General features: G+C 66.1%; 23 protein-coding genes. 10 read left to right on the forward strand and 13 right to left on the reverse strand.

Annotation, left to right across the window (positions count from 1 at the left end; genetic code table 11):
- Window position 1: 1 nt before the first annotated feature.
- The 7 genes from NJT13_RS15530 to gatB all read right to left on the reverse strand — a co-directional run bounded on the left by NJT13_RS15530 (window position 2) and on the right by gatB (window position 7,595).
- Window positions 2–721: an ABC transporter ATP-binding protein gene (locus NJT13_RS15530; protein ID WP_254522545.1), complete on the reverse strand. Its 720-nt coding sequence runs from the start codon at window positions 719–721 to the stop codon at window positions 2–4.
- Entirely contained in the window at window positions 718–1,449 is a 732-nt protein-coding gene (locus NJT13_RS15535; RefSeq protein ID WP_254522546.1) for an ABC transporter ATP-binding protein, read from the reverse strand. The genes NJT13_RS15530 and NJT13_RS15535 overlap by 4 nt, the downstream gene beginning before the upstream one ends.
- Window positions 1,446–2,489, reverse strand: coding sequence for a branched-chain amino acid ABC transporter permease (locus tag NJT13_RS15540; protein WP_425499815.1), 1,044 nt, complete (start codon window positions 2,487–2,489; stop codon window positions 1,446–1,448). Before NJT13_RS15540 ends, NJT13_RS15535 begins: the two co-directional genes overlap by 4 nt.
- 52 nt (window positions 2,490–2,541) lie before the next feature.
- Window positions 2,542–3,426, reverse strand: a complete 885-nt coding sequence (locus NJT13_RS15545) for a branched-chain amino acid ABC transporter permease (RefSeq protein WP_254522547.1) — start codon at window positions 3,424–3,426, stop codon at window positions 2,542–2,544.
- Between the two features lie 15 nt (window positions 3,427–3,441).
- The gene (locus NJT13_RS15550) at window positions 3,442–4,794 is read right to left on the reverse strand and encodes an ABC transporter substrate-binding protein (RefSeq protein ID WP_254522548.1); all 1,353 of its coding nucleotides are present in this window, start codon (window positions 4,792–4,794) and stop codon (window positions 3,442–3,444) included.
- 208 nt (window positions 4,795–5,002) lie between these two features.
- Window positions 5,003–5,962 carry an MBL fold metallo-hydrolase gene (locus NJT13_RS15555; protein WP_254522549.1) on the reverse strand — a complete coding sequence of 320 codons (960 nt, stop codon included), beginning with the start codon at window positions 5,960–5,962 and terminating at the stop codon, window positions 5,003–5,005.
- Between the two features lie 127 nt (window positions 5,963–6,089).
- On the reverse strand, window positions 6,090–7,595 hold the full coding sequence (gatB, locus tag NJT13_RS15560; protein ID WP_254522550.1) for an Asp-tRNA(Asn)/Glu-tRNA(Gln) amidotransferase subunit GatB: 1,506 nt from the start codon (window positions 7,593–7,595) through the stop codon (window positions 6,090–6,092).
- A gap of 165 nt (window positions 7,596–7,760) precedes the next feature.
- On the opposite strand from gatB, the gene NJT13_RS15565 reads away from it, so the two are divergent.
- The gene (locus NJT13_RS15565; protein ID WP_254522551.1) at window positions 7,761–8,006 is read left to right on the forward strand and encodes an AbrB/MazE/SpoVT family DNA-binding domain-containing protein; all 246 of its coding nucleotides are present in this window, start codon (window positions 7,761–7,763) and stop codon (window positions 8,004–8,006) included.
- Window positions 8,007–8,441: a PIN domain-containing protein gene (locus NJT13_RS15570; RefSeq protein WP_254522552.1), complete on the forward strand. Its 435-nt coding sequence runs from the start codon at window positions 8,007–8,009 to the stop codon at window positions 8,439–8,441. It abuts the gene before it with no gap.
- Between the two features lie 31 nt (window positions 8,442–8,472).
- Here NJT13_RS15570 and NJT13_RS15575 read toward each other — a convergent pair whose 3' ends face one another.
- The 4 genes from NJT13_RS15575 to NJT13_RS15590 are packed head-to-tail and all read right to left on the reverse strand — an operon-like array spanning window position 8,473 to window position 12,640.
- On the reverse strand, window positions 8,473–9,447 hold the full coding sequence (locus tag NJT13_RS15575; RefSeq protein WP_254522553.1) for a hypothetical protein: 975 nt from the start codon (window positions 9,445–9,447) through the stop codon (window positions 8,473–8,475).
- Window positions 9,444–10,982 carry a DUF7972 family membrane protein gene (locus NJT13_RS15580; RefSeq protein ID WP_254522554.1) on the reverse strand — a complete coding sequence of 513 codons (1,539 nt, stop codon included), beginning with the start codon at window positions 10,980–10,982 and terminating at the stop codon, window positions 9,444–9,446. The genes NJT13_RS15575 and NJT13_RS15580 overlap by 4 nt, the downstream gene beginning before the upstream one ends.
- Before the next feature lie 27 nt (window positions 10,983–11,009).
- Window positions 11,010–12,023 (reverse strand): TIGR00341 family protein, encoded by a 1,014-nt coding sequence (locus NJT13_RS15585; RefSeq protein WP_254522555.1) that lies wholly within the window; start codon window positions 12,021–12,023, stop codon window positions 11,010–11,012.
- 50 nt (window positions 12,024–12,073) lie between these two features.
- Window positions 12,074–12,640 carry a hypothetical protein gene (locus NJT13_RS15590; RefSeq protein ID WP_254522556.1) on the reverse strand — a complete coding sequence of 189 codons (567 nt, stop codon included), beginning with the start codon at window positions 12,638–12,640 and terminating at the stop codon, window positions 12,074–12,076.
- 207 nt (window positions 12,641–12,847) lie between these two features.
- On the opposite strand from NJT13_RS15590, the gene NJT13_RS15595 reads away from it, so the two are divergent.
- From NJT13_RS15595 to NJT13_RS15630, 8 genes are all read left to right on the forward strand, one after another.
- Complete coding sequence (locus tag NJT13_RS15595) at window positions 12,848–13,291, forward strand: hypothetical protein (RefSeq protein WP_254522557.1); 444 nt, start codon at window positions 12,848–12,850, stop codon at window positions 13,289–13,291.
- Between the two features lie 327 nt (window positions 13,292–13,618).
- Window positions 13,619–15,121 (forward strand): permease, encoded by a 1,503-nt coding sequence (locus NJT13_RS15600; protein WP_254522558.1) that lies wholly within the window; start codon window positions 13,619–13,621, stop codon window positions 15,119–15,121.
- 175 nt (window positions 15,122–15,296) lie between these two features.
- Window positions 15,297–16,727 carry an MFS transporter gene (locus NJT13_RS15605; RefSeq protein WP_254522559.1) on the forward strand — a complete coding sequence of 477 codons (1,431 nt, stop codon included), beginning with the start codon at window positions 15,297–15,299 and terminating at the stop codon, window positions 16,725–16,727.
- A complete protein-coding gene (locus tag NJT13_RS15610; RefSeq protein WP_254522560.1) occupies window positions 16,724–18,265 on the forward strand; it encodes a cytochrome c oxidase subunit I in 1,542 nt (513 codons plus the stop codon). Before NJT13_RS15605 ends, NJT13_RS15610 begins: the two co-directional genes overlap by 4 nt.
- A gap of 207 nt (window positions 18,266–18,472) precedes the next feature.
- On the forward strand, window positions 18,473–18,799 hold the full coding sequence (locus NJT13_RS15615; RefSeq protein WP_254522561.1) for a hypothetical protein: 327 nt from the start codon (window positions 18,473–18,475) through the stop codon (window positions 18,797–18,799).
- A gap of 85 nt (window positions 18,800–18,884) precedes the next feature.
- A complete protein-coding gene (locus NJT13_RS15620; RefSeq protein WP_254522562.1) occupies window positions 18,885–19,298 on the forward strand; it encodes a helix-turn-helix transcriptional regulator in 414 nt (137 codons plus the stop codon).
- A 141-nt stretch (window positions 19,299–19,439) separates the two neighbouring features.
- Window positions 19,440–20,723: a Glu/Leu/Phe/Val family dehydrogenase gene (locus tag NJT13_RS15625; protein WP_254522563.1), complete on the forward strand. Its 1,284-nt coding sequence runs from the start codon at window positions 19,440–19,442 to the stop codon at window positions 20,721–20,723.
- Window positions 20,720–22,027, forward strand: a complete 1,308-nt coding sequence (locus tag NJT13_RS15630) for a PI-PLC domain-containing protein (RefSeq protein ID WP_254522564.1) — start codon at window positions 20,720–20,722, stop codon at window positions 22,025–22,027. Before NJT13_RS15625 ends, NJT13_RS15630 begins: the two co-directional genes overlap by 4 nt.
- A 111-nt stretch (window positions 22,028–22,138) precedes the next feature.
- Here the strand turns inward: NJT13_RS15630 and NJT13_RS15635 are convergent, their stop codons facing one another.
- Both NJT13_RS15635 and NJT13_RS15640 read right to left on the reverse strand, forming a co-directional pair.
- Window positions 22,139–22,627, reverse strand: a complete 489-nt coding sequence (locus tag NJT13_RS15635) for a cupin domain-containing protein (protein WP_254522565.1) — start codon at window positions 22,625–22,627, stop codon at window positions 22,139–22,141.
- Window positions 22,628–22,842: 215 nt separating this feature from the next.
- Complete coding sequence (locus NJT13_RS15640) at window positions 22,843–25,953, reverse strand: FAD-binding and (Fe-S)-binding domain-containing protein (protein ID WP_254522566.1); 3,111 nt, start codon at window positions 25,951–25,953, stop codon at window positions 22,843–22,845.
- Window positions 25,954–25,961: the final 8 nt, after the last annotated feature.

The following is a 25,961-nucleotide window of genomic DNA, read 5'->3' on the forward strand; positions in this document are numbered from 1 at the left end:
CTCAGTGGACGCCGACGTACGCCTCGCGGACGTACTCGTTGTCGTGAAATTCCTCGTGCGTCCCCGACAGTTCGATCTCGCCGGTTTCGATCAGCGAGAGCCGCTCGGCGTGGTTCAGCGCGAACGTCGAATTCTGCTCGGCGAGCAGGATCGTCAGCCCCGACTCCCGTTGCAGCGTTTCGAGTGCGTTCCCGATGTCCTCGATGATGACCGGGGCGAGACCGAGCGTCGGTTCGTCGAGCATCAACACGTCGGGATCGCTCATCAGCGCCCGACCGACGGCGAGCATCTGCTGTTCGCCGCCGCTCATGGTCTCGGCGTCCTGATCGCGGCGTTCGTCCAGCCGCGGGAACAGGTCGTAGACCATCTCGAGGTCGTCCTGGACCGCATCGGCGTCCGAACGGAACTGCCCGCCCATCAGGAGGTTCTCGTGTACCGAAAAGTACGGGAACAGGTCCCGGTCTTCGGTACAGTAGATCAGGCCGTCCCTGACGATCTGCTGCGGTCTCACCGTCGCGAGGGCCGTGTCGCCGTACCGGATGGTCCCCTCGTACTCGACGAAGCCGGCGATGGCGTTGAGCATCGTCGTCTTTCCGGCCCCGTTCGGGCCGATCACCCCGTAGATTTCGCCGTCGTCGATCGACAGCGAGACGCCTTTCAGCGCGTGTGACTTCCCGTAGTAGACGTCGAGGTCGTCGACCTCGAGTATCGGATCCGTCATTGGAGCCCCTCCCCGGCGAGGTACGCTTCCTGGACCGCTTCGTTCGCGGCGATCTGGTCGGGGGTTCCCGACGCCAGGAAGTCGCCGTTGTTGAGGACGACGACCCGATCGACGAGTTCCATCAGGCCGCCCATGTTGTGGTCGACGACGACCATCGTCATCCCGTCCTCGCGGAAGCGTTCGATCTGCGCGGCCAGTTCGCCGATCTCCGCCTGGTTCATCCCCGCGAACGGTTCGTCGAGCAGCAGCATCTCGGGGTCGGTCGCCAGCGCCTTGGCGATCTCGAGCCGGCGGATGTCCGCGTGGGGCAGTTCGTCCGGCATCTCGTGGAGTTTGTCCTCGATGTCGATGCGTGCGGCGTACTCGTAAATCTCCGCCTCGCTGGCACCGCCGCGCAGTGACACGATGCTGTTCGGCAGCGTGAACAGCTCGATGTTACCCGCGACGGACATCGAATCGATCGGATTCGACTCCTGGGAGACCCGCGAGAGTCCCTCGTTGACGACCTGGTGGGTCGAATCGTCGGTGATGTCCCCGCCGTCGAATCGGATCGATCCCTCGGTAACGTCGTAGAGACCCATGATGCAGTTGAACACCGTCGACTTGCCCGATCCGTTCGGACCGATCAACCCGACGATCTCGCCGCGATCGACCTCGAACGAGAAGTCGTCGACGGCGACGAGTCCCCCGAACGTCTTCGTGAGCGAATCGACCTCGAGCAGGCTCATCGGCGGTCACCTCCGAGTCGCTCGAGTCCGTGCCAGAGTTTGCGGAACAGTCCGTCGCGGACGAACACGAGCGCGAGTAACACGAGTCCCCAGAAGACCGTCCAGCGAATCGGCGTGGCGAGATCGGCGAGGTCGGTGAGGACGTAATCTCTGAGCACGATGAGGAAGAACGCTCCCCCGAGCGGACCGAGGATCGAACTCATTCCACCGAGGACGGCGATCGCGATCATTTCGATACTTCGATCGACCACGACGAACGTGGACGGATCGACCCCGCCGCTGAAGTGGACCAGCAACACGCCACCGATGCCCATCGGGACGGAACTCAGCGCGAACGAGAAGATCTTGAACTTCGTCGCATCGATGCCGGCCGCGTTGACTGCGGCTTCGTTTTCGCGGATCGACACGAGAACCACGCCGATGTTCGAGCGAGCGATGAACGTGAGCACGACTGCGATCACGACCATCGGGACGACCATGTAGTAGAACCGCAAGACCGGGTCGTACGTGAAGACCTCCACCGACTGAATTCCCGTTTGGCCGCCGGTGTATTCGCTGAACGAGGGGATCATTCTGTAGAAGATCAACACGGCAACGAACGTGATCAACGAGAAGTACGGTCCGGTGAGTCGGAGCGACGGCAGGGCGATGAGCAGTCCGACCACGAGAGCGGCCAGGATCGAGACGGGGATGGTGACCGTCATCGACAGTTCCGGATCGACGTTGTGGACGAGCATCGCCGTCGTATACCCGGCGGCCCCCGAGAGAACGGAATGGCCGAAGCTGATGTAGCCGGTGTAGCCGCTCTGTATGTCCCAACTCATCGCGAAGATCGCCCAGACCGACGCGACGGACATCGCTCTGACGAGACCGAAGTTGCCCCAGAACGGCGCCGACAGCAGCGCGACGAGTGATCCGCTGATCAACACGAACTGCAGTCCGTTCATTTCACCGAAGTAGTCACCGAGGAATCGGTTGTACACGTTCGCCAGTGGCCGGAGCAACCGATCGATACGGGCCGTGACGCTGGTCAGCAGCATCACGAACCGACCGACGACACTGTTCATCGTGGTCACGAACTGGTCTGGTGCGTTACTCATGGACGAGCTCCCTCCCGTAGAGGCCGTTCGGTAACACGAGTAAGATCGCGACGAGGACGATCAACGACAGGACCCCCTGAAAGCTCGGCCCGAGGAATTCGACCGAGGCCGTCTCGAGGTAGCCGATGAGGTACGCGGCGATGACCGAGCCCTTGATACTCCCGATGCCGCCGACCACGACGATGATGAACGCGAGTGCCAGCGGGCTGAGCCACATCTGGGGCGACGTCGACTGCAGAGTGCCGATGAAGACGCCGGCGATTCCGGCGAACGCGCCGGCGATCAGCCAGGTGCGGGACTTGACCTTCCGGAGATTGACACCGGTGAGTTCCGCACCGCGGGTACTCATCGACGCCGCGAGAATCGATCGACCCTCGTCGGTTTTCGACACGTAGTACCACAGCGCTCCGATCGCGATCCACGAAACGACGAACGCGATCAGTTGAACGTACCGGAGCCTGGTTCCGACCGACTCGAGATAGATCGATCCGGACACGATCGGAACGAGCTGCGACGGCGCGCTGCCGAACTGGATGATGACCAGTTCGGTCACCAGGAGCGCGACGACGACCGTCGCGAGGAACGTGATCACGATATCGTCTTCGATGAACGTGACGAGTCCCGCGTACAGGACGTACGACGCACCGGCTGTAACGGCGACCGCGACGACGAATCCGACGACGGGCGGGAGCGACAGGGCACCGGACGTCGACGTGAACGCGAGGTAGGCGAACGCGCCGATCATGATCAGCGCGCCGTGTGCGAGATTCAACACACCGCCGACGCCGAAGATCATCGTGAATCCGATCGCGACCAGTGCGTAGACTGCACTTATCATCGCTCCCACCACCAGTATCGAGAGTAGTTGCTCTATCATTCCTTCGTGTCCTGCTTAGAGCCAGTCGGGGGCCATGTGGTCCGCAGTCGCGTCTTTTTCGGGGTACACGCACTCGACGGCGCCGCTATCCCCGTCCGGTTGCCACTGCGTTATCGGGAAATTCGAAATGATGTCGTTGTCGTTTCTGGTTTCTTTCACGTCGTTCGGGTACTCCGAATCCTTCCCGGAGAGCGAGATCGTCCCCGCGGTGCCGGTGAACTCGAGGTCGAGCATCGCGTCGACGATGGTGTCGAGATCGTTTTCGTAGTCGACGGTATCGGCGGTCGCGGCCGCCTCGGCGTAGAAGTGGATCCCGTCGTAGGAGTTAAAGCCCATGTACATCGGCTTGCTCGGCGGTTCTTCGCCGCCGTACTCCGATTCGTAGCTCTCGACGAAGTCCATCGTCTCCCCGGTCAGTTCCGTGACGCCGCCGGCACCGGACTGGGACGTCGTTTCGTAGAGACAGGCGCCCTCAGTTTGGCCCCAGAACTCGGGAGACATTCCTGGGACGCTGATCCCTTCGAGGGCGAACGGATACTCGTTGCTGGCCCAGGTACTGGTAAAGGCGGCCGCGCCGCCGTGTGCGATGAATCGGAAGACGACGTCTGCACCGGCCGCCGACGCCTCGTCGAGGAACGGATTGAAATTGTCCGTCTCGACCGACATTCGATCCTGATGGACGACCGAGAGATCGCCGGCCGCTTCGATCTGGTCGGGAAGGATGTCTCGGAACGACCCCGTCCAGGCGGCATCGTCGGCGAGAATCGAGACGTTCTCCCAGCCGTGTTTTTCGTTGAGGTACTTCGCGTAGCCGGCCATTCCTTCGGCCTGAAGGTCGGAATTGATCGGTCCCGTTCGGACGACGTTCTTGTACGTTTCGTAGTCCGATCCGTGATACTCCGTGACCGTGGCGGGATCGGCGGAGCCGGTGATGACGAACGGGACGTTCATTTCCGCGACGAAATCGATGATCCCCTGGGTCACCTCGCTGACGAACGTACCGACGAGCAGATCGACCTGATCCGACTGCACTAAATTCTCGGTCACCCGCTCGGCCTCTGCCGGTTTGCCGCCGGTGTTTTTCGAGAGGAGTTCGACTTCCTGATCGAGTATCCCATCGTTCTCGTTCAGTTCGTCGACCGCGAGCTGTGCGCTTCGCTCCGCACCGCGACCCATCTGGAGTTCCGTCGGTGCGAGGTGACCGATTTTGAACACGCCGTCGTCGCCGCCGCTGTCGACCCCACCGAGACAGCCGGCGAGCGTCGTCGTCACCGCGCCGGCACCCGCGGCACCCAGGAACGTTCGGCGTCCGACGGCCCCCTTTCCAATCCTGTTCTCTTCGGCAAAATCATTATCTTCGTAAGACATTGTATATCACTGAGTTACCGATTCTCACGTACCACATTCAATTCACCCTTAATAAATATGCGTGAAGTTAGCAAGTATGTTGTGAACGGGAAACGGACTAAACGTTAGAACTCTCGGTTGATTTATCCCGGTCCGGTTTCACGCGGCAGACGGCGGCCGATCACGGTTCACGCGACAAACCGACGGACACGCGGCAGACGACGGCCGATCAGAGGTGGCCCTCGATTTCGGCCGCCTCGTCCAGCACCCGATATTCGCCGCTCTCGAGCGAGACGATCCCCTCGTGTCGAAGGTGATTCAGGTGTGCGTACGCCTCCCCGGGTCCGTGGACGATGTGGATCCCCTCGAGATCGCCGAACAGTCGCGCGCTCACGGTCCAGGCGTCGGCCGGCCCGTGGTCGCGGAGGATCTCGAGAATCTCCGCGGTCCGCTCGCGGTGGTGTTCGAGTATCGTCTCGGCGCGCTCTGTCGGGTTCTCGATCGGATCGCGGTGGCCGGGCCAGACCCGGTCGTAGTCGCGGTCGACGATTCGTTCCAGCGTGGTGACGTACTTCTCGAGCGGGCGATCCACCCTGACGTCGGCGCCGCCGACGTTCGGCGTGTACACCGGCAGGATGGCGTCACCGACGAACGCTTCGGCGCCGCGTTCGGTCTCGAACCAGCAGAGCCCCGCCGCGTGACCGGGGGCGTGGACGGCTTCGAGCGTTCGCCCGCCGACCTCGAGGACCTCACCGTCTTCGATCGGCGTCGGTTCGGCTGGCTGCCCCTGAATGTCGTGCGACTCGAAGAAGTGAAGCAGTTCGGCTCGTGCGTCGTCCGGAACGCCCCACTGCACCAGGAGTTCGCGGCGACGGTCCCGAACGGCGGCGACGGCGTCAGAGTCCTGGGCGACCAGCGGCGCGTCGGCCTCGTGGACGTAGACCGTCGCGTCGCTTTCGGCCTGGATTTCGCCGGCCAGTCCGGCGTGGTCGACGTGGAAATGCGTGAGCACGACGTCGTCGACGTCGGCGAACTCGTAGCCGCGCTCGGCGAGTCCGGCGCGGAGATCCTCGCGGATGGACTCGGTGGCGACGCCAGTGTCGACGAGCGCGAGCGTGTCGTCGTCCGCGAGTACGTACGCGTTGTTTCGGCCCTCGAACGCCTCGTTCCCCAGTAGAATGCGGTCCATGACGGCTACCCACACGCTACCCGATAATAATTCGCATGATAGCGGACCGGGACTGCGATCGTCGTTTCTCGTGCCGTCGTGCGTTCGGACCGGGACGGACCCCCGATAAGTCCTCGAGTGTGACTCGCTACAGTGCCTCCCCTTCGAGTTCGCCCCGCAGCAGCTGGTTGACGTCGCCCGGGTCCGCGCTGCCGCCGGTCTTTTGCATGACCTGCCCCACGAGGAAGTTGATCGCGCCGTCGTCGCCCGACTCGTAGTCGTCGACGGCACCCGGGTTCTCGTCGATCGCCTCGACGACGGCCCGTTTCACTTCGTCCGCGCCGGTTTTGCCCAGTCCCTCCTCGGCGACGACCTCGTCCGGCGTCCGGCCGTCGTCGAGCATCGAGCGCAAGACCGTCTCGCGGGCGTTTTTCGCCGTGATCTCGTCCTCGGCGACGAGTTCGACGAGGCGGGTCACTTCGTCGAGTCGCGCTTCGATCTCGGCGATCTCGATGTCGCGGTAGTTGAGTTCCCCGAGTAGATTATCCGCGACCCAGGTCGCCGCGAGGTCGGGGTCGAACTCGCCCGCGACGTCCTCGTAGAAGTCCGCGACCTGTTTCGTCGAGGTGAGCTTCGAGGCGGCCTCCTCGCTCAGGCCGTATTCCGCCTGAAACCGCTCGCGGCGGGCCGTAGGCAGTTCCGGAATCGAAATCTCGTCTTTCCAGTTCGAGACGCGCAGCGGCGGGAGGTCGGCCTCTTCGAAATATCGGTAGTCCTTTTCTTCTTCCTTGGATCGCATCGAGACCGTGATCCCACGGGACTCGTCCCAGTGACGGGTCTCCTGTTCGACCGCGCGCCCGCGCTGAATCGCGTTCTTCTGGCGCGTTTCCTCGTAGGCCAGCGCCTTCTCCGCGCCCTTGTGACTCGAGATGTTCTTGACCTCGGTCCTGTTCGCCGATGCGAGCGCGTCCTCGCCGATGTCGGTGACGTCGTCGCTTTCGATCTCCTCGTTGGGGATGATCGAGAGGTTCGCGTCGATCCGCAGGCTGCCGTCGCGCTCGGCGTCGAAGACGCCCAGATACTCGAGGACCTCCTCGAGTTCGGCCAGAAAGGCCCGTACTTCGCTCGGACTGCGGAAGTCGGGGGCCGTGACGATTTCCATCAGCGGCGTCCCCGCCCGGTTGTAGTCGACGAGGGTGTACTCCGCCGAATCGATCCCGCCACCGCCGCCGACGTGCTGGAGGCTGCCCGGATCCTCCTCCAGGTGCGCCCGTTCGATCGCGACGGTTCGACGCGTCCCTTCGACGGCGATCTCGAGTTCGCCGTCCTGGCAGATCGGTTCGTCGTACTGGGTGATCTGGAAGTTCTTGGGCAGGTCGGGATAGTAGTAGTTCTTCCGGTGGAACCGCGTCTCTTCGGGAATGTCGGCGTCGATCGCCTTCCCGATCTTGACGGCGGCCTCGACGGCGGCTTCGTTGAGAACCGGCAGCGAGCCCGGCAGGCCGAGACAGACCGGACAGACGTTGTCGTTGGGCTCGTCGGTCGGCTCGGTCGAACAGCCACAGAAGATTTTCGTGTCGGTCTCCAGCTGGACGTGGACCTCGAGGCCGATGACGGTCACGAGGTCGCCCTGCTGGACGGTCTGGGCAGTCATTGAACGCCGATTCGAGCCGGTCGGGGTAAAACGTAACGGGACGGAGCCGAGGGGCGCTCGATCGACTCCCGATACCCACGGCCTATCGGGGTGCAGTCGTCACGATTTCGTTTCCGGTAGTGTGCGACCACACTATATTTGTACTTTCGGTGACGTACTACGGGTATGAGCACTGACGGTGTCGACGCCGAAAGCAAGGTGTCCGGAAACCAGGCGAATATTCCCGCGCGAATCCGTCGCCGACTCGAAATCGACGACGGCGATCGGCTTCGATGGAGCGTCGAAGACGACGGCACGATGCGGGTCGAAGTCGTCCACCGCCGCGGCGGGTCATTCACTGATTTCACGGGATACGACGGTGACGAAGAAACTGACGCGACGACGGATCACGACGCGTGGGGAGTCGAGTAAATGCCGCGTGCAGTCGTCGATACGTCCGTATTATTTGCAGCAATCTACCGCCGAGATGCGGCACACAGTGATGGACTTCCTGTTCTTCACGGTATCGACGACGGATCTCTCCCGGAAGCCGTCGTGATCGATTTCGTACTCGGAGAGACGCTCAACGGTCTCACGACGCATGCAGGTCACGGTGCTGCCGTCGACTTTCTCGATCGTGTGGAAGAAAACGCACGATTTCACATCGCCACGCTCCAATCGGACGAACTGGCCACAGCAAAGTCGCTGTTTCGGTGGCACGAGGGGTTTTCGTTCGTTGATGCGTGTATCGTCGCGTATATGCAGTCGAACGGGCTCGAATATATCTACGCGTTCGACGACGACTTTGATCGGATAGACGAACTGTTTCGACTGGAGACGGCGACGAACCCGTTCGATCCGCGCTGACCGCCTTCCTCGGGTCCGGACCCAGGACGAATCAGTACCGCCGTTCGTACACCGTCCCCGACTCGCCGACGACGAGCCGTGGCGACCGGGCCGTCCCGAGCGCGACCGCGTGGAGTTCGTTGTCGGGCCGAAGGCGAACGAGCGGTTCCCAGCCGTCGAAGCTCCGTTCGTAGATCGCACCCGCCGACGAGACCGCAAGTGCCGTGTCGCGGTTCCGTGCGAGCGCCGCGATCGGTTGCTCGCCGAGTGTCGCACGCGACCAGTTGACGCCGTTGTAGCCGTAGACGGCCCCGTTACCGCCCGCGACCGTGACGTGCCCGGTGTCGATCGCCGCGACCGCCGCGAAGTCGACGCCCGCGCCATCGATCCCGATTCGGGTCCAGGTGACTCCGCCGTCGCGGGACTCGAACACCCCGCCGTCCGTGTCGACGACGTAGGCGTACGCGAGCGACGTGAGGTCGACGTCGGTCACGCTCGAGCCGCTGCCGGGTTTGCCGACGTCGCCCCACTCGACGGTCGCGCCGTGGCGGCGCCCCCGGAGGAGTTCGCCGGAGCTATTGATGGCCGTAACCCGTTCGTCGCCGGCCAGGCCGGCGGCCGCGATCGCCGTCCAGGAGGTCGTCTTCGCCAGCGGCGCCGAGAAGTCCGCGACGTGGTCGGCGACGACGTCGTACAAGCCGAGCGCGCCGCTGTCGCCGGCCATCCAGAGCGCCTGCCCGTTGCTCGTGACCGCCGCGGTTCGAAGGCCGTCGCTCGTGTCCGAAAGACCGTTCTCGAGGGCGACGGTCCAGTCGCCGCCGTCGCGGGCGAGGACGACACCGTCCTCGCCGACGGCGAAGGCGCCCTCCGCCGTCGAAACGACGTCGTACAGCGTTGCGTCGGTGGGGACGTCGACCGCGATCCACTCGCTATCGGCCCCGCCGCAACCGGCGAGCGTGACCGTGGCGACCGTAGCGCCGACCGATGCGAGGAGGCGGCGGCGGCTCGGAACGCGATCGGTCGTCATCGGCCCTCGTTCGTCCGGTCGACGGCCTCTGTCGCTCGAGACGATTCTTCGTTCGGCCGGGCGTCCGGCTCGGTCGACCGTGCGTCGGGATCGGCGGACCGTGGGTCGGGAGCCGACCCTCGAGAGGGAGTTTCGACGGTCGCCGGTCCGATCTCGGTGGCCGTCTCGTGTGACTCGTGGAACTCGCCCGGCGGGGTGAACGCGCCCGGTGCGGATGTCCGCATGAGGATCGCGGAGATGCGAACGACGTAAGCGAACAGCACCGCGAGCGGGCTGAACGCCACCGCGAGCGCGACACTCACGAGAACGAGCAACCACCCCTCGAAGGCGACGGGCGGGTAGCCGCTCGCGTAGATCATGATGACGAGCGACGAGAGCAAGATCGCGGCGGTGCCGCTGTAGGTGATGAGACGCGAGAGTCGCGCGAGTTCCCGCTGGAGGTAGATCGTCGTGAAGTACTGCCGAGTCGCGTCCGCGGTGACGAACAGTTCCCGAAGCTCCGAGAGCAGGTCCCTGACGCGGTCCGACAGATCTTCGTCGAAGCGTCGGCGGAGCCGTCGTGCCTCGTTCGCGGCACCGGCGTAGTCGTGGTCGATCGTCGGCAGAACGACGGCGAACACCGAGTCCGTCTCGCCGGTGAGTTGCGAGGAGAGCCCGCTGGTGTGCTCTCGCGTCCGCGCTGCGAACCGACAGATCGATTCGAGGGCGGAGATCGGCGTGTCGACGGCCCGCCCGTCACCGACACGGCTGCGCTCGCTGCCGTTCGCGGCGCGATCCGCCTCTCCGCATTCGGTCGCGAGTTCGTCCGCTCGGCTGCCGAGCGTGCCAGCCAACCGGGCGAGGAAGGGCGCGGGATCGGTCGGGCTGACGCCGTCGCCCTCGGTCTGGGCCTCGACGCGACTCCGGAACTCCTGGACGCCGTCGATGCGGTCGGTGAGCCGATCGGGTGTGCCGAACAGCCGCGAGATGATCAACTGGTTGACCGCGACGACGATCGGGATGAACGAGAACAATCCCGCGATCATCGTACTGAACATCGTCGTGACGAACCGGCTCTCCCGGACGCCGATGACGTCGCTGACGCCGAGGACGAGCGCGAGGACGAAGATGCCGGCGACGAACCCGCCGACGATCGCCCGCCGGTCGCCCTCGAGCAGGAGCCACCGCCGCCCGCGGCGACGGGACGGCGTATCGGTGAGATACCGCGCCGCGATCCGGCCGCCGGTCCAGAGGATGCGGACGACCGCCGAGAGCGCGGCGACGGTCAGGCGGAGCACGTAGTGAACGAGCGAGATGGCGATCGGCGTCTCGTCCCCGGGAGCAGATCCGGCGTCGTCCCGTCGTTCGTCGGCGGTTTCGGTTCCGTCGTCGACGCCGTGGCTCGAGGGACTCGCGTCGTGATTCGTTTCAGAACTCGATTCGTCCGATCGGGTCGCAGTTCCCTCGCGCGTGGAACCCGAGTCCGGTGGCTCGTTGGACGGCGGCGACGAGTCGGAGGTCCGTTCGGCAGCGGAGGGCGATGAATCGTCAGTCATTGGTGTGAATTGTGGCGGGATATCGGTTCAGAGGCCATTGGAGACGGCCTCGAGGAGACGGATCGAGAGCAACAGGAGCGCGGTCAGGACGACGACCCGCCGGATGATGGCGCCCCGCGTGGTCCTGATCCGCGAGCGATCCGACGGATGAAACCCGACGGTCCAGAGCGTGGCGATCGCCCCGACGTTGATCGCGATGACGTTGACCGCGACGACGACGAGCGAACCGAGGACCGCCGCGGGTTCGCCCCAGGCGACGCCGACGCCGACGACGCCGATCGGCGGCATGATCGCCGCCGCGATCATCACGCCGATGAGGTCCGTGATGCCCGTCGTCGCCATTCCCAGTCCGCCGGCGATGCCCGAACAGACCGCGACGGTGACGAGCAACGACGGCGGCAAGCCGTGGCTGCCGAGTCCGAGACTCGCCTCGAGATCGACCGCGCCCGTGATGACCGTCGACGTTCGTGCGAACACCGCGAACGCGAGGGCGCTCGTCGTGGCGACGCCGATTCCGAGGACCTGGTGTTTGACGCCGCGGACGAACAGTCGTCGCTCGTCGAGGACGGTCGCGGCACTCGAGGCCATCGCCGGCCCGAGCAACGGCGCGATTACCATCGCACCGACCAGGACCGCAAGCGAGTTCAGGAGGACGCCGGTCGTGGCGACGACGCCGCTGATCGCCGTCATCGCTGCGAAGATGACGAGCGAGGGCAACTGTGACTGGGCTTTCGACCGCAATTCGCTTCGAGAGATCCGCTCGAACGAGAGCCACTCGCGACGGCCGTCGGGCACCGAACTGTCCCACCCCGTCCCAACGATCGCCATCGGTTCCTCGACGACGATCGCCACGTCGCCCTCGACCGACTCCAGATCGTCCTCGAGCGGTTCCACTGCGTGTGCGGGCGTGGGTACCGTGATCGTTCGGCTCTCGCCGGTGGTGTGGTCGGTGAGGCTGTACTCGAGATCGTGGCGGTCGATGATCGCCGTGATCTCGTCCGTACTCGACTGCGATGAAGTGATCACCGTCAGCAGACGCATATTCGACGTTTCCGTGAGACGTCCGGACCGGCGGGACCTGTCGCGATCGATCACAGTAGTTCGAGCGCATCGGTGTCTGGGGTTGGATCGTCGGGGAAGGTTTGGGCGAACAGCGAGCGGACGGTTTCGCGGATCGTCTCGAGACGGTCGTCTCCGGTATCGTCACACGATCCACCGCAGCGGCCGACCGGTCCGTCGGGTCCTACGGCGTAGGTCAACCGACCGCTACAGCCCGGACACCGCGGTTCGGCGTGGGACGTCATCCAGTCCACGTCGAACCCGTCCCGAGCCAACCGTTCGCCGAGCGCGAACCAGACGATGAGGTCGCGTTCCTGGCGCCCGCTCGCCCGCCGCTTGAGCCGGCCGATTGCGAGCGCAGCGCGACGGGAGAGTTCGTCGTTCGGATCGGTGTGTCGACGGTGACACCGCCGAAAGTAGGTCGTCAGGGCGCGCCTCGAGGACCGTCGCTTTCCCATGGTAAGCGGTGCATCGAGGCTCGCGTTCGGCGAGAGGTCGTCGGACTGTGGAACGCGCTCCGGACGACCCTGTTCGTCGTAGTGAGCCTCTCGTGAAAGAGAGGCTCCGCTGGTCGGACAGAATGCGTATTCACCAATCATTGTTGGAGGTCGATCGAACCGTCAGTGCGGTCCGACCGGGCACCTCGGCTAGCAGTGCCAGTGGTATAAACTGACACAATACTGAGAGTGTCTACAATAAAGATACGGACCCGTAAGGCGCTCTAGACGTGCGTTTCAGATATTTAGTGCGACAATGTTATGAATATAGACACCTTATGAGTGGGGAGTACCAACGGCGGATGCGTCATGTCACGTACTGATCTCGCAGCCATCGATCCGACCGATCGCGCGCCGTGGCACTGGTACGTCCTCATCGGCTATCCCGTCTTGAGCCTGCTCGGAATCGTTTCGCTCGCTCGACTCACCGGCGGCGGTTCGGTTCTGGCGACTGGCTTCGGCAGCATCGCCCTCCTGATCGTCGTCACTGCAGTGGGCGCCGTCACGTTGCCCGCGATCTGGCGCGACGTGGACGTCGTCGCAGACGAAATCGACTCGTGGAATCCCGATCGGGAGATATACGTCGGCGCGGCAGTCGCTGCTCCGTTGATTCTCGGCGTCCTCTCCGGGCTGGCCGCCGGATTCGGCATCGCGATCGCGCTGACGGTCGTCGCGTTCCTGCTCTCGTCACTGACGGTCTGTCTCGCTTACCTCTACAATCGACACCGCGAGATAGGTCTCCTGACCCGCTGAGAGTTTTCGTCGCGGCCGCAACGACCGTTCGCCCGCTCCCGTCGACTGCGCATCAGAGACGATCGGCCGAAACTCGGAACCGATCGGACCGTCCGCCGTTTCGGTACGAATCCTCTAGGTTACGTCCCATTTTATAGGCCGCAATCTATTGGTTATTGGTGTTGGTAGGCCCGGACGACGCGCACCCGGCGCGGATGACCTCCTGGCCCGACAGCGCAGCCGCCACTCTCTCCAGCACCCTGCTCGTGACGTTCGACGCGGGTCCGGCGAACTCGCGACGTGCGATGCAGGTCCGAAGACGCCGTCGACTGTCACTTCGATCACGCCATGCTCTCAGCGATACACCTCATCACCGACACGTCAGGCCCCGTGCTGGCAGCGGGGGGACCGCTTTCCACCCTGCTCCCGCAGGCGATCGATCACGGGCCCGTCCTTCCGGCACAACTCTCGACCGTTCGGCCGACCGGTTCGGGAATCGCCCCCAACGGCGGCGGGTTCGGGTACGCGGCCCGGCTCGTCGGCGTGCTCGGTGCGCTCTTGCTGGGAGTCCTCTCCGGAGCGATCATCGCGTTTCGGATGGCCTGGGACACCTGGTGGGCGCTCGTCCTCGGCTTTACCATAACCGGGGCCGTCCAGGAGTTCGTCTCCGAAGACCGCCTCAGCGACTACATCGGCGACGACGGCTGGCGAGAGATCGGCTACGGGACCCTCTTCGGCGCCTCGTCGTCGAGTTGTTCGTTCTCGGCGGTCGCGACGACACGGACGCTGTTCACCAAAGGTGCCTCGGCCGCGGCCAGCCTGGGCGCGTTCCAGTTCGCGAGCACGGATCTCGTCCTCGAGCTCGCCCTCGTCGTCACGGTCCTGCTCGGCTGGCAGTTCGCCGCCGCCGAAATCGTCGGCGGGCTGGTCGCCGTCGCCGTGATCGCGGTCGTCTATCGACGGTTCGTCCCCAACTCCTGGGTCGAACGCGCGCGTGAACACGCGAAGGCGCTCGAGGAGACCGAGTGTGCGACCTGTGGAGTGGCCGCCGACCCGACCGCCGACGAGACGGTGTCGAAGGTGGTCGACGGCGAGCGGCGGTACTTCTGCTGTGGCGGCTGTCGCGGTGCCTACGATCCCAACGACCGGGACGCGGTCACCGCCGGCCCGGAGCTTCTGTCGGGCGATCGGTGGCGATCGGCGACCGCCAACGCGATCCGCGAGTGGGACATGCTGTGGCGGGATATCGCCCTCGGCTTCGTCATCGCCGGACTGCTGGCCGCGCTCGTTCCCACCGCGTGGTGGACGGCTCTCTTCGGGGTCGGCGCAGACGGGAGTCTGACCCGAACCGTCTCGAACGTCGTCATCGGGGCCGTCGTCGGGGTGGTGACCTTCCTCTGTTCGGTCGGCAACGTCCCCTTCGCGGTCGTCCTCTGGCAGAACGGCGTCTCCTTCGGCGGCGTCCTCGCGTTCATCTTCGCGGACCTGCTGATCCTACCGCTGGTCCGGACCTATCGGCGCTACTACGGTACCCGCATGGCCGCCGTGATCTTCGTCGCGTTCTTCCTCGCGGCCGTCGTAGCGGGCCTCGTCGTGGAACTGCTCTTCGGCGGCCTCGGCCTCGTCCCGCCCCACACCACGGGTGGTGGCTCGGTCTCCGGAGCCTACACGGCCCTCCTCAACGTCGTCGCCGCCCCGATCCTCGCGATCCAGATCTACGTCGCCCTCGAACCGGAACAGCGCGTCCGAATCGGTACCCGACTCGCGCCCCACGTCGCCGGCGTGATCTACCACGCCCACTCGCTCGTCGAGCGGATCGCATACGCGCTCGAGGATCGCGGGCTCGAGTGAGATCGCGGACCGAACCCGGCGATCGTCGGGTGATCCCGACCGGGCGTTCGAACCGGACAGCCACCGCGTCGCCGAGACGCACAGGGTCCACCCGCTCGAGGTAACCGTCCACACCCACCCACCGCTCGAGGCCGCCCTCGACACCCAGCCGCTCGAATCCCTCGTCTCAGTATCCATGACACAACCACCGACCGACAGCACCGAACGGAGCGATCCAGTCCGGCTCGTGTGCCTCGTCGCCCTCGTGGCGAGCCACGGCCTGCTTCGGCTCGCAGAACGCTATCTCCCCGAGTTCCTGTCCGCGCTCGGATACGGATCGATCGTCGTCGGATCGCTGGTGACGCTCGGCTTCGGCGTCGCCGTCGCCGCGTCCGAACGCTCGAGGAACGTGATCGACCGCACCTCGCCGACCGACCTCGAGACGGCGGCGACCGCCGTGCTGTCGACGGCCCTCGCCGCGATCGGCCTGTTCGCCTGGGCGGGGTCGCCCACGCTCGATACGCTGCTTGGAACCCCGCTGTCGGCGCTCGGGTGGCTCGCAACGGGCGTCGTCCTCCTCCAGGCCTGGCACGTCGCCGGCCCCGCACGCGGCCTGTGGCCGATCGATACGCGCGCACCAGCGCTTCCCTCGAGGCACTCGAACGCGCCGGGAGCCGAGGGCGCCGACGACCGCGCTGTCCGACGGGCGATCACCGCGGACAGCCGGACGCGAACCGTCGTCGGTGCGTTCGGAGTGGCCGCCGCAGCGGTGTTCGCGACGGCCGCCGTCGCGAGCGCCGACGCCGTCGGTGCCGGATTCGCGCTGGTCGCCGCTGCCGGCGCCGCCACCGCGCTCGTCGGTGCGGTCGCGGTGGGAACCGCCCGCGATCGGGCGCCACCGATCGGCGATCGTCTCCAACGCGACGGGCGAACGAACGACGGACGATCGACGGACGGGCGAACGGAAACCGGGCAAACGAACGCTGCGCAATTCGACGGAGAGTCGAGGCTCACGGACTTCAGGAACGCCGTCTCGAGGGTGCCGGATCGCCGGCGCTTTGCCGTCATCGGCGACGCGCTCGTCAGAGTAGCGATCGCGGGGATCGTGCCGTATCTGATCCTCCTGACCGTCGAGTATCGGTCGATCGGGCTCTCGGTCGGCGCCATTACGCTCGCACCGGCGGCCGTCTTCGGCCTGTTCGTCCTCGCGGAAGCCGGCGCCGCGGTACTCGGTTCGATGGCGACCCCCGCGCTCGTCGACCGGGTGGATCGCAGAGCGCTCCTGGCGGTCGGGTTGACGGCGCTCTCCTTGCTCCCGATGGCGCTCGTCGCCGCACCGGCCAGGGTCGGCGTCGTCGCGGCCCTGTTCGGTTTGCTCGGCTGTCGCACCGCGATCGAGCCCCTCCGTCCGACGATCGGATCGAACACGCAGGCGAGTCCGGTTCCCGGTCCGCGACTCCCCCAGGAGATTCGAACCGCCGTCCGAATCGCCATCGTTCCCGCGCCGCTGATCGGCGGGATCCTGTACGCGATCGATCCGCTGGTCGCGTTCACCGGCGCGACGACGGTCGGGCTGCTCGGCGTGCGCGAACTGGGACGGGCGTTCGCCTTCGGACGGCACCGATGACGCGGTCATCGACGCCGGGACGCGCACTCGAGAGCGCCCGAGGCTCGCTCGAGGGCCTCTCGCGCGTCGATCATCGACGGCTCGCCCGCTGGCACCTCGGCTTCGCGCTGGCGATGGGACTGTGGGGCGGTCTCGATGCGCTGTCGCTCCGAACGGCGCTTCTCACGCCGGCGCTAAACCGCTGGTCGGCGGAGACCTACAACGCCTTCTTCACGACCCACGGACTGACGATGCTGTTCCTGTTCGTCCTGCCGGCGATCTGGGGGTTCGGGTACGCCGCCGTCCCCCCGCTGATCGGCGCCGAGCGGACGGCGTTTCCGCGCCTCGGCGTCTGGGCGTTCTGGCTCCAGGTACCGGCGGCGCTCTCGATTCGGGCGGGCACGATCGGCGGCATCCTCGGGCTGGCCGGACTCGAGCCGGTCGCGAGCGGGTGGACGCTGTATCCGCCGCTGAGCGTACTGTCGCCGAATCCGGCCGTGGACGCCGTCCTCGTCGGGCTCGTCCTCGTCGCCGTCGGGACGACGGTGACGGCCGGAAATCTCGTCGTCACGATCCTGCGGCGGCGCCGGGTTCGGTGGCTCGACGTGGACACGTTCACCTGGACCGTGCTGACGGCCGGCGCGATGACGGTCGTCGCGTTTCCGGTCCTGGCCGTCACCGTCGCGCTGTTGGTCGTCGATCGGTCGGCCGGCACCGCGTTCGTCGTCGGCGGCGGCGGACCGCTGGTCTGGCAGCACCTGTTCTGGTTCTTCGCCCACCCGCTGGTGTACATCCTCGTGTTGCCGCCGATGGGGATCGTCAGCCACGTCGTCCCGCGCTTCGCCGGACGGCGGCTGGTCGGCCATCGGACGTCGGTCTATTCGACCCTCGCGATCGGCGTCGTCTCCTTTACCGTCTGGGCCCACCACATGTTCGTGACGGGCATGAGTCCGGCCGTTCGGACGGTCTTCATGTTCACCACGCTGGCGGTCGCGATCCCGAGTTCGGCCAAGCTCTGTACCTGGCTCCTGACGCTGTGGGGCGGCGCGATCCGGTACACCGCACCGATGGTCGCAGCCGTCGCCGCCGTCGGCTTCTTCGTCGTCGGCGGCGTCACCGGCGTCTTCCTCGCCGTCGTCCCGATCAACGCCCGCTACACCGGGACCTACTACGTCGTCGCTCACTTCCACCTGCTGCTCGCCGGATTCGTCGGGCTCGCCCTCGTCGCCGGTTCCTACTACTGGTTCCCCGTGCTCACCGGCCGGCGACTCGAGTCGGGGCTCGCCCGACTGCACGGGTGGCTGACGATCGTCGGCGTCGCGGTGACCTTCGGCGCGCTGCTGATCGTCGGCCTCGCCGTCCTTCCGCGACGTGTCGCGACCTATCCGGCGGCGTACGCGCCGCTACACCAGCTCGCAACCGTCGGTGCATACGTTATCGCGGCCGGCCAGGTGGTCTTTCTCGCGAACATCTGCCGCTCGATCTGGCTCGGTGACCCCGTCCCTGCAGATCCCTGGCGCCTCGAGAACGGTCCGTCTCACACACGCGAATGGCGGTAGAGTTCGGCTCGCAGTCCCGGCCGGGCTCGCCGCCCGCGTCGCTGGCGAACCGAAATCCGACGGGCGATCGGTCGCCCGGGGCTGGCATCTCCAGTCACCGGAGAGCCGCGTCCAGTCGTCTCGACGCCGATTGGCAGTTCGAATCGACACCCGACCATCGCAGTTGCGTGCAGTCCGACCACCTTCGTAACACTCTCGATTACCACTATGTCGACTACGACAAGTACCGACGTCGCGCTGATGCTCGTTCAACTGATCGCGATCACGATCCCCTCAACCGTCGTCCTGATCAAACAGTTACGGCGATCGGATAACCTCCAGTGGCAGTACCGGAAGCTGAGCTTCGGGCTCGTCGCGTCGTGTATCACGCTGTTGATCACGGCCGCGATCGTCGTCCTCTCGTACTTCATCGCGGGATTGCGACTACCCAACACGCTCAACGCCGGACTGTTACTCGTGATCGTCGGTCTGGTGCCCCTGGGGGCGTTCATCGCCGTCCTCTACCGCGAACATCGGAAGGAATACGGCCCCTGACGCCGCTCGCTACGCCCGGAACCGGCCGGTCGCGGGTTCGATCCCCGCGCGTAGTTTCGGCGGCACAGCCGCCGATGACGACCCGATGTCAAATCACACCCCCACGAATTCCGACTGTAGTGACGAACCGGTCACCGACGACGGTGAGATACTGGGCGCTGACGACAGCGACAAATCGAAACCGGCCGACGTCTCGGACCCCCGTCCCCTGACGAATCTGACCGGTTTCAAGCGCGATCAACTGTTCGTCATCCGAATGCTCGCGGACCGCAACCCACACGGCCTCGTTATCAAAGACAAACTCGATTGCTACTACGACGAGGAGATCAACCAGGGGCGACTCTACCAGAACCTGGGCGAACTCGTCGACGAAGGATACGTCGAGAAGCATCCCCTCGACGGCCGGACCAACGCATACCGACCGAGCACGCGCGCGAACAGACGCCTTGAGGAACACTACGAGTGGGAGCGGCGCTGTCTCTTTTGCGAGGTCCCGTAAGTGCGAATCGTCCCCGGTCGCGTTTGTGAACGATCACGGACAGCCGCGGGTCGTGGCGGTCTCACCCGGCTGTCTGGATCGAGACGACCGCGTCAGCGACCGACGCAGACGAACCGGTCCGACGAACACGAATCCACCAGAATGCCTCCATCCAACGACTCGACGGTCGACGAAGCCAGTCGAACAGATCCGGATCTCGACGCCCCGTGGACGTACGCGACGGCCGCTGCGCGGCGTCTCGGGGTTCCCGACGATATCGAACAGCGACTCCTGTACCCCACGCACCGCCAGCGAATTACGGTGCCGTTCGAGCGCGACGACGGCTCCCGCGGCGTCTGCGAAGGCTACCGCGTCCGCCACGACGGTGTTCGCGGCCCCTACGTGGGACCGCACCGATACGACCTCGCGTTGACCGGCAACGACTGTTCCGGGCTCGCGGCCGCGACGACCGTCAGCGCCGCGATCGCCGACGTCCCGTTCGGCGGTGCAGCGGGCGGAATCGCCGTCGATCCGACGACGCTCTCGCGGGCCGAGCGGGTCGGTCTCACCCGGTCCTACGCGGCTCGCATCACCGGCCTCGGTGCCGACGAGGACGTCCTCGTCCCCGACGTCGGAACCGACGAACGCACGATGGCTCGAGTTGCCGATGCCCTCTCCGATCGCGGCGACGGCCCCCGGAACGCGGCCGTCGCGGGGAAACCGCCCGCGCTCGGCGGCCATCGGGAGATCACGCGATCGGCCGGCTACAGCGTCGCCCACGTCACGCAAGACGTCCTCGAGACGGATCACGACCGGCCGTTGACCGACGCGACGGTCGCCGTCTACGGCACGGGACACATCGGCGCGACGGCCGCACGGCTGCTCGAGTTCCGGGGCGCCACCGTGATCGCGATGTGCAACGACGAGGCGGGCCTCACCGCGCCCGAGAGCGAGAACGGCCTCGACACCGACCTGGTCCCGAGCTACCTCGAGCGGCCGGGCGCGCTCTCGTCGTACGACGAGGGGACGCCGACCGGAACGCAGAACGTCCTCGAACGAGACGTCGACGTGTTAGTTCTCGCGGACCCGGTGACTGCAGTAACCGCCGAGAACGCCGACGCGGTTCGGGCCGAACTCGTCGTCGAAGGTGCCACCGGGAGCGTGACCCCCGGCGGTCAGAGCGTTCTCGAGGACCGGGGCGTCACGGTCGTTCCCGACGTGCTGGCGACGGTCGGCAGGCCCATCGCGGCCCATCTCGAGTGGATCGGGAGCCTCGGGCGCGACCGGATGAGCGACGCGCGCGTGACGAACGAATTCGGCTACGCGCTCACCGACGCGGTCGAGGACGTTCGTGACCGCCGCGAGAGCTGTTCGTTGAGTTGGCGGGAAGCGGCATACAGCGTCGGGCTCTCGCGCGTCGCAGCGGCCCACGAGGTGGTGCAATGATCGACCGCATCGGCGAATCGCTCCGCACCGCCGTCGGCTGGCTCCAGCGCGTCGCCCCGATTCGAGCGGGTCCGGGCGGTGACGAACGAGACCCGGAGGACGACGACCGGCCGGACGCGCCGGACGACGAGCAGGAAGCTTCGGACGGCGACGGAGACGACGAAGACGGGCACGACAATGACGACGAAGACGAGCCCGACGGAGAGGACGCAATACGATCGGACGGCGGCAACCCCGACGCCGACGTGCTCGCCAGTGGGGCGGTCTCGGGCGATGCCAGCTCCTGGCAGCCGGCCGAGTCGCCGACGTCGCGGACCATCCACGGCGTCGTCCACGGACAGGACGGCCCCTACGCGTGCGGCGAAGGTGGGCTCTTGCTCCATCGCGGGCCCGACGGCTGGCGCGTCCTTTTGGAGCGGGGACCGGGCGTCGCGGAGAACACGCTTCGATCCATCGCCGCGACCGACGACGGCTGTCGCATCTGGTTCGCCGGCGACAGCGGCGCGCTCGCCTTTTACGACGTTGCCGACGGCAACCTCAGCGATTACTCCGCGCCGATGGAAAAGACGAGTACCTGGGAATCGATCGCCGTCACCGGTCGAACCGGCGAGGAACGCGTTCGCATCGCGAACGGCTCCGGCGAGGTCTTCGACTGTCTCGTCGAAGACAGCTGTCCGACGTGGGGCGAGGTCGTCGAACCCGGTGGCGGCTCGACGATCCCCGGCCTGACGGCCGGTCCGGACGGGTTCTACGCCGTCGACACGAGCGGCGGAGCGTACGTCGAGCCCCGACCCGAGGATCCACCCGAAAGCGGATCGACGGACCCCGACCTCCGGGACGGCGAACCGGCGGATACGGAGCCCACGGACACCGATCCCTCGGAGGAGTGGAAACGGATCGGCGTCAGGAACGCGCAGGTCAACTTCCAGGACCTCTGGGCCGGCGACCGATCGGTGTTCATCGCGGGCGCCGACGGGATCGCGTACCGCTACGACCCCCACTGTGAGAACTGGACGCCGCTCGCGGTCGGCGAGGGGGCCCTGCAATCGATCCGGTCGACCAGATCGGGCACGATCGCGGTCGCGAACGGCGGTCGGATCTACGAACGCGACGAGAGCGTTCGCTGGAACGAACTCGAGACCCCGACGGAACAGTCGCTGCTCGGACTCGCGCTCGCCCGCTCGAGCGCCGACGTCGACGAAGGGCTGGCGACCACACCGGTCGACGTCGCCGTCGGATCGGGCGGCGTCATCCTAGAGCGTGATCGGACGGACGGCTCGAGTCCGGATAGCGGTCGAACGTAATCGCCACGTCAGAACCCGACTCTCGGAGCACTGTGCCGGAAGGTCGTACTCGAATCGGACACGGGCCCGTGGCCCTCGGGGCGCGAGTCCGCGGCCGAAACCGAGCGGAAACTACTCGTCTCGGTCCGAATCGGGACCGGCGTCGCGGTCGATCCGGACGACGTTCGTTCCGAACGGCTGGAGCGTCTCCTCGAACGTCGCGGTCAGTTCGGTGTTCGGGAACACGCCGAGGACGCGAGCGGTTTCGTCGCCGCCGTTGGCCACGCCGTGGGGCTCCATTTCGGGAACGACCGCGCACTGGCCGGTCTCGAGTGTGATCGTCTCGTCGCCGACGGTCGCGTCGACTCGTCCCGCCGTGACGACCAGGAGTTCCTCGTTGCTGTCCCGGTGAGACGGAAGGTAGTGGTCCGGCTCGATTTCCATACTGACGACCATCAGCTCCGCGGGGCTGACGTCGCTCGCGTTCGGCGTTCCGGGCGAGAGCGGGAAGTACCCGCGAATCCGCGCGCGCTCGTCGCTCTCCAGGTATACGTCGACGCCCTCGAAGCGGTCGAGGTCGACGGCTCGCGCCGGTCCGGCGTCTTTCGATGTCGTTGCCATGGTGGGTTCACCTCGGTGATTGCGGGCCGTCGCGCGGGCGTGAAAAATGCCGGACTGATGCGTGGCGACCTGAATCGTATTCTAAAACGCGCGGTCACAGCATAACGATTTTTCACACCGTCGAGAGTCACCGGTCCGACGACAGGAAACCGGACCGCCGATTGGCCGGACCCCCTTCGTACCGCGTCGATCGCGGTATCGACGGTCGATCGCTACTATCGCGTGTCGGCGATCGCCTCGGCGACGACCTCGATCGGCGTCGGTGGCTCCTCGCTCGCGCCGGGTCGATCGCCGAGTTGGGTCCGACAGGAGGCGCCGGGAGCGACGACGCGGTCGCCCTCGCTGTCGCCGATCTGCTCGTACAGGACCGCCCCGATCGCTTTGCTCATCGAGTAGTGCTCGGCTTCGTACCCGAAACTGCCGGCCATGCCGCAACAGGTCGAGTCGAGCGGATCGACCGTGTAGCCGGCCCGCCGGAGGACGCCGACGGCGTGGTGGTCCTTCGCGTGGGCCTTCTGGTGGCAGTGACCGTGGTAAACGAGGTGGTCGTCCGCACCGGCGAAGTCGATTTCGGCGTCGAGGTCGAACCGATCGACGTACTCACAGATTCCGTGCGTACTCTCGGCGACGCGATCGACGTCGCTCCCCGAGAGCAGGTCGCGGTAGTCCGACTGGAGCATCACCGCGTCCGACGGTTCGATCAGGATCACGTCCCAGCCGTCCTCGACGAGCGGCGCGAGTCCGTCGACGGTCCCGCGCGCTTTTTCCGCCGCGAGATCGAGCAGCCCCTTCGAAAACGCCGGGCGACCGACGTCCCGCGGCGTGGCGACCTCGACGTGAACGCCGGCGGCCTCGAGCACGGCCAGTGCCGCCTCGCCGGCCTGGGGATACTCGTGGTTGGTGTAGACGTCCGGGACGAGTACCGCGCGGCGGGTCGCCTCGGACTCCGAGACGGCAGGATCGCGATCGGCGACCCGCTTCGCGAAGGTCTGCCGTTCGAACGTCGGGAGGTCGCGCTCGCTCGAGATTCCCAGAACCGTCTCCGCGAGGAGGCTCGTCCCGGGGAGGTTCGCGGCCCAGTTGGAGACGGGCGCAGTCGCGCTGGCGATCATCGCGATCGTTTCGAAGTTCGCGAACAGTCGGTCGCGAATCGAGATGCCGTGTCGCTGGTGGTGTTCGTGGACGACTTCGGCTTTCAATTTCGCCATGTCGACGCCGCTCGGACAGTCGTGTTTGCACCCCTTGCAGCCGATACAGAGGTCGAGAACCTCCTCGACGAACTCGTCGTCGAACGGCGCATCGGGATCGAGATCCCCGCCCATCGCCCGGCGGAGCGCGTTCGCCCGACCGCGCGTCGAGAGGATCTCCTCGTGGCTCGCCCGGAACGTCGGACACATCACGCCGCCGGTCGTCGACTGCTCGCCGCGACAACCGCCACACCCGTGACAGAGCTCCGCCATCCCCTGGAACCCGTTTTCCTCGTCCCACTCGAGGGCCGGGTCGAGGCCGGCCTCGAACGCGTACTCGGGACCGAACCGGTGGCGGTCTTTCATATCGGTCGGGTCGTCGTCGCTGAAGACGACCTGTCCCGGATTCAGGAGCCAATCCGGATCGAACGCCGTTTTCAGCTCCTGGAAGGTCTCCCACAGTTCCTGTCGGTATAGCTTTCGGTTCCACTGTGTCCGGGCACGGCCGTCGCCGTGCTCGCCCGAGACGGAGCCGTCGTACGCCACCACGAGATCGGTCACGGCGTCGGCGATCGAGGCCATATCCTCCAGCCCCGCCTCGGTCTTCGTGTTCACCAGCGGACGGATGTGGAGGACGCCGGGGCCGGCGTGGGCGTAGAAACTCGCGGAGGTGCCGTGGTCGTCGAGGATCGTCTGGAAATCGGCGACGAACGCCCGGAGGTTCTCGGGCGGGATGCCGGTGTCCTCGATGAAGGCGACGTGTTTCTCGTCCGTCGTTCGCGAGAGCAGGATCGGTAACCCGGACTTGCGCAGCTTCCAGATCTTGCCCCGGCTGTCGTCGTCGTACGCCTCGACCGCGTCGAACGCGAGGGCATCCGCGTCGGTGATCGTCCGATCGGCCGGCTCGTCGGGTTCGCCGGCCGGTTCGACCGTCGGGCAGCGATCGGCGAGCAGGTTCGCCACCGTCCGTTCGCCGTCGGCGACGTCGTCGGCGTAGAACTCGACGATCAGGACGGCCGCCGTCCCCTCCGGGAGCATCTCGGTGACTGGGGCGAACTCGGGCGTGTCGCGGGCGAGATCGATCATCACGTCGTCGATCACCTCGACGGCGGCCGGATCGTGGTCGACGATCGACTCCACGTCGTCCATCGCGTCCAGCACCGTCTCGTACGCGAGTAGCGCCATGCTCTTTTCCGCGGGGATTGGTTCCAGGGAGACCGTCGCCTCGGTGACGACCGCCAGCGTTCCCTCGCTGCCACAGAGCAGCTTCGCCAGGTTGATCGATCCGCCCGCGGCGTCGGGTTCGCCGATCCCGCGCTCGGCGCCCCGAGCATCTTCGACGAGCCAATCGAGGTTGTACCCGGAGACGTTGCGCTTGAGGTCGGGGTAGGTCTCCTCGATGAGGTCGCCTCGGTCCTCGAGGATGCGGGCCACTTCCGCGTAGATCGCCGACTCGAGGTCGTCGCCCGCGGCGAGTTCCGGGAGCGCCTCGAGGTCGACCTCGCCGAAGGTCGTGACGGTGCCGTCGGCGAGGACGACGTCGCACTCCTCGACGTAGGCGTCGGTCTTGCCGTACTGCAGCGAGTGGGCGCCCGTCGAGTTGTTACCGATCGCGCCGCCGAGTGCGCTCTTGTCGCCCCAGGCGGGGTCCGGAGCGAACTTCAGGCCGTGTGGGGCCAGCGCCTCGTTGAGTGAACCGAGGTAGATGCCCGCCTGAGCGGTCGCCCGTCGCTCGTTGGCGTCGATTTCGACGACGCCGTCCATGTGTTTCGTAAAGTCGAGCACGACGGCCTCGTTGACGGTCTGGCCGGCCAGGCTCGTGCCGCCGCCGCGTGGCAGGACCGGAATCTCGCGATCTGCGCAGTATTCGACGACCGCGGCGACGTCGGCGGTCGATCGCGGGAAGACGACCCCGATCGGCGTCACCTCGTAGATGCTGGCGTCGGTCGCGTACAACTGTCTCGAATACGAGTCCGCGCGAACCGCTCCGGCGATGCGCCGGTCGAGGTCGGCGACGAGCGTCGGTCGGTCGACCTCGTCGCTTCGGTAGTCGTAGTTCGCCTGCGGGTCGAGTGCAGGGTCCGGGACGGACGTCGGTCGGTCGTGCGTGTCGATCGAATCGGTTGGATCAGTTGCCATTGGTTGAG

The organism is Natrinema caseinilyticum (genome assembly GCF_024227435.1).
Classification (GTDB): domain Archaea; phylum Halobacteriota; class Halobacteria; order Halobacteriales; family Natrialbaceae; genus Natrinema; species Natrinema caseinilyticum.

Excerpts from the sequence above, each read along its gene's own strand:
- NJT13_RS15555 (WP_254522549.1), bottom strand. The coding sequence starts at position 5,962 with ATGGACCGCATTCTACTGGGGAACGAGGCGTTCGAGGGCCGAAACAAC.
- NJT13_RS15550 (WP_254522548.1), bottom strand. The coding sequence starts at position 4,794 with ATGTCTTACGAAGATAATGATTTTGCCGAAGAGAACAGGATTGGAAAG.
- NJT13_RS15605 (WP_254522559.1), top strand. The coding sequence starts at position 15,297 with ATGACACAACCACCGACCGACAGCACCGAACGGAGCGATCCAGTCCGG.
- NJT13_RS15565 (WP_254522551.1), top strand. The coding sequence starts at position 7,761 with ATGAGCACTGACGGTGTCGACGCCGAAAGCAAGGTGTCCGGAAACCAG.
- NJT13_RS15615 (WP_254522561.1), top strand. The coding sequence starts at position 18,473 with ATGTCGACTACGACAAGTACCGACGTCGCGCTGATGCTCGTTCAACTG.
- NJT13_RS15590 (WP_254522556.1), bottom strand. The coding sequence starts at position 12,640 with ATGATTGGTGAATACGCATTCTGTCCGACCAGCGGAGCCTCTCTTTCA.
- NJT13_RS15640 (WP_254522566.1), bottom strand. The coding sequence starts at position 25,953 with ATGGCAACTGATCCAACCGATTCGATCGACACGCACGACCGACCGACG.
- NJT13_RS15545 (WP_254522547.1), bottom strand. The coding sequence starts at position 3,426 with ATGATAGAGCAACTACTCTCGATACTGGTGGTGGGAGCGATGATAAGT.
- NJT13_RS15530 (WP_254522545.1), bottom strand. The coding sequence starts at position 721 with ATGACGGATCCGATACTCGAGGTCGACGACCTCGACGTCTACTACGGG.
- NJT13_RS15570 (WP_254522552.1), top strand. The coding sequence starts at position 8,007 with ATGCCGCGTGCAGTCGTCGATACGTCCGTATTATTTGCAGCAATCTAC.
- NJT13_RS15535 (WP_254522546.1), bottom strand. The coding sequence starts at position 1,449 with ATGAGCCTGCTCGAGGTCGATTCGCTCACGAAGACGTTCGGGGGACTC.
- NJT13_RS15625 (WP_254522563.1), top strand. The coding sequence starts at position 19,440 with ATGCCTCCATCCAACGACTCGACGGTCGACGAAGCCAGTCGAACAGAT.
- NJT13_RS15595 (WP_254522557.1), top strand. The coding sequence starts at position 12,848 with ATGTCACGTACTGATCTCGCAGCCATCGATCCGACCGATCGCGCGCCG.
- NJT13_RS15610 (WP_254522560.1), top strand. The coding sequence starts at position 16,724 with ATGACGCGGTCATCGACGCCGGGACGCGCACTCGAGAGCGCCCGAGGC.
- NJT13_RS15620 (WP_254522562.1), top strand. The coding sequence starts at position 18,885 with ATGTCAAATCACACCCCCACGAATTCCGACTGTAGTGACGAACCGGTC.
- gatB (WP_254522550.1), bottom strand. The coding sequence starts at position 7,595 with ATGACTGCCCAGACCGTCCAGCAGGGCGACCTCGTGACCGTCATCGGC.
- NJT13_RS15580 (WP_254522554.1), bottom strand. The coding sequence starts at position 10,982 with ATGACTGACGATTCATCGCCCTCCGCTGCCGAACGGACCTCCGACTCG.
- NJT13_RS15585 (WP_254522555.1), bottom strand. The coding sequence starts at position 12,023 with ATGCGTCTGCTGACGGTGATCACTTCATCGCAGTCGAGTACGGACGAG.
- NJT13_RS15540 (WP_425499815.1), bottom strand. The coding sequence starts at position 2,489 with ATGCTGCTGACCAGCGTCACGGCCCGTATCGATCGGTTGCTCCGGCCA.
- NJT13_RS15630 (WP_254522564.1), top strand. The coding sequence starts at position 20,720 with ATGATCGACCGCATCGGCGAATCGCTCCGCACCGCCGTCGGCTGGCTC.
- NJT13_RS15600 (WP_254522558.1), top strand. The coding sequence starts at position 13,619 with ATGCTCTCAGCGATACACCTCATCACCGACACGTCAGGCCCCGTGCTG.
- NJT13_RS15575 (WP_254522553.1), bottom strand. The coding sequence starts at position 9,447 with ATGACGACCGATCGCGTTCCGAGCCGCCGCCGCCTCCTCGCATCGGTC.
- NJT13_RS15635 (WP_254522565.1), bottom strand. The coding sequence starts at position 22,627 with ATGGCAACGACATCGAAAGACGCCGGACCGGCGCGAGCCGTCGACCTC.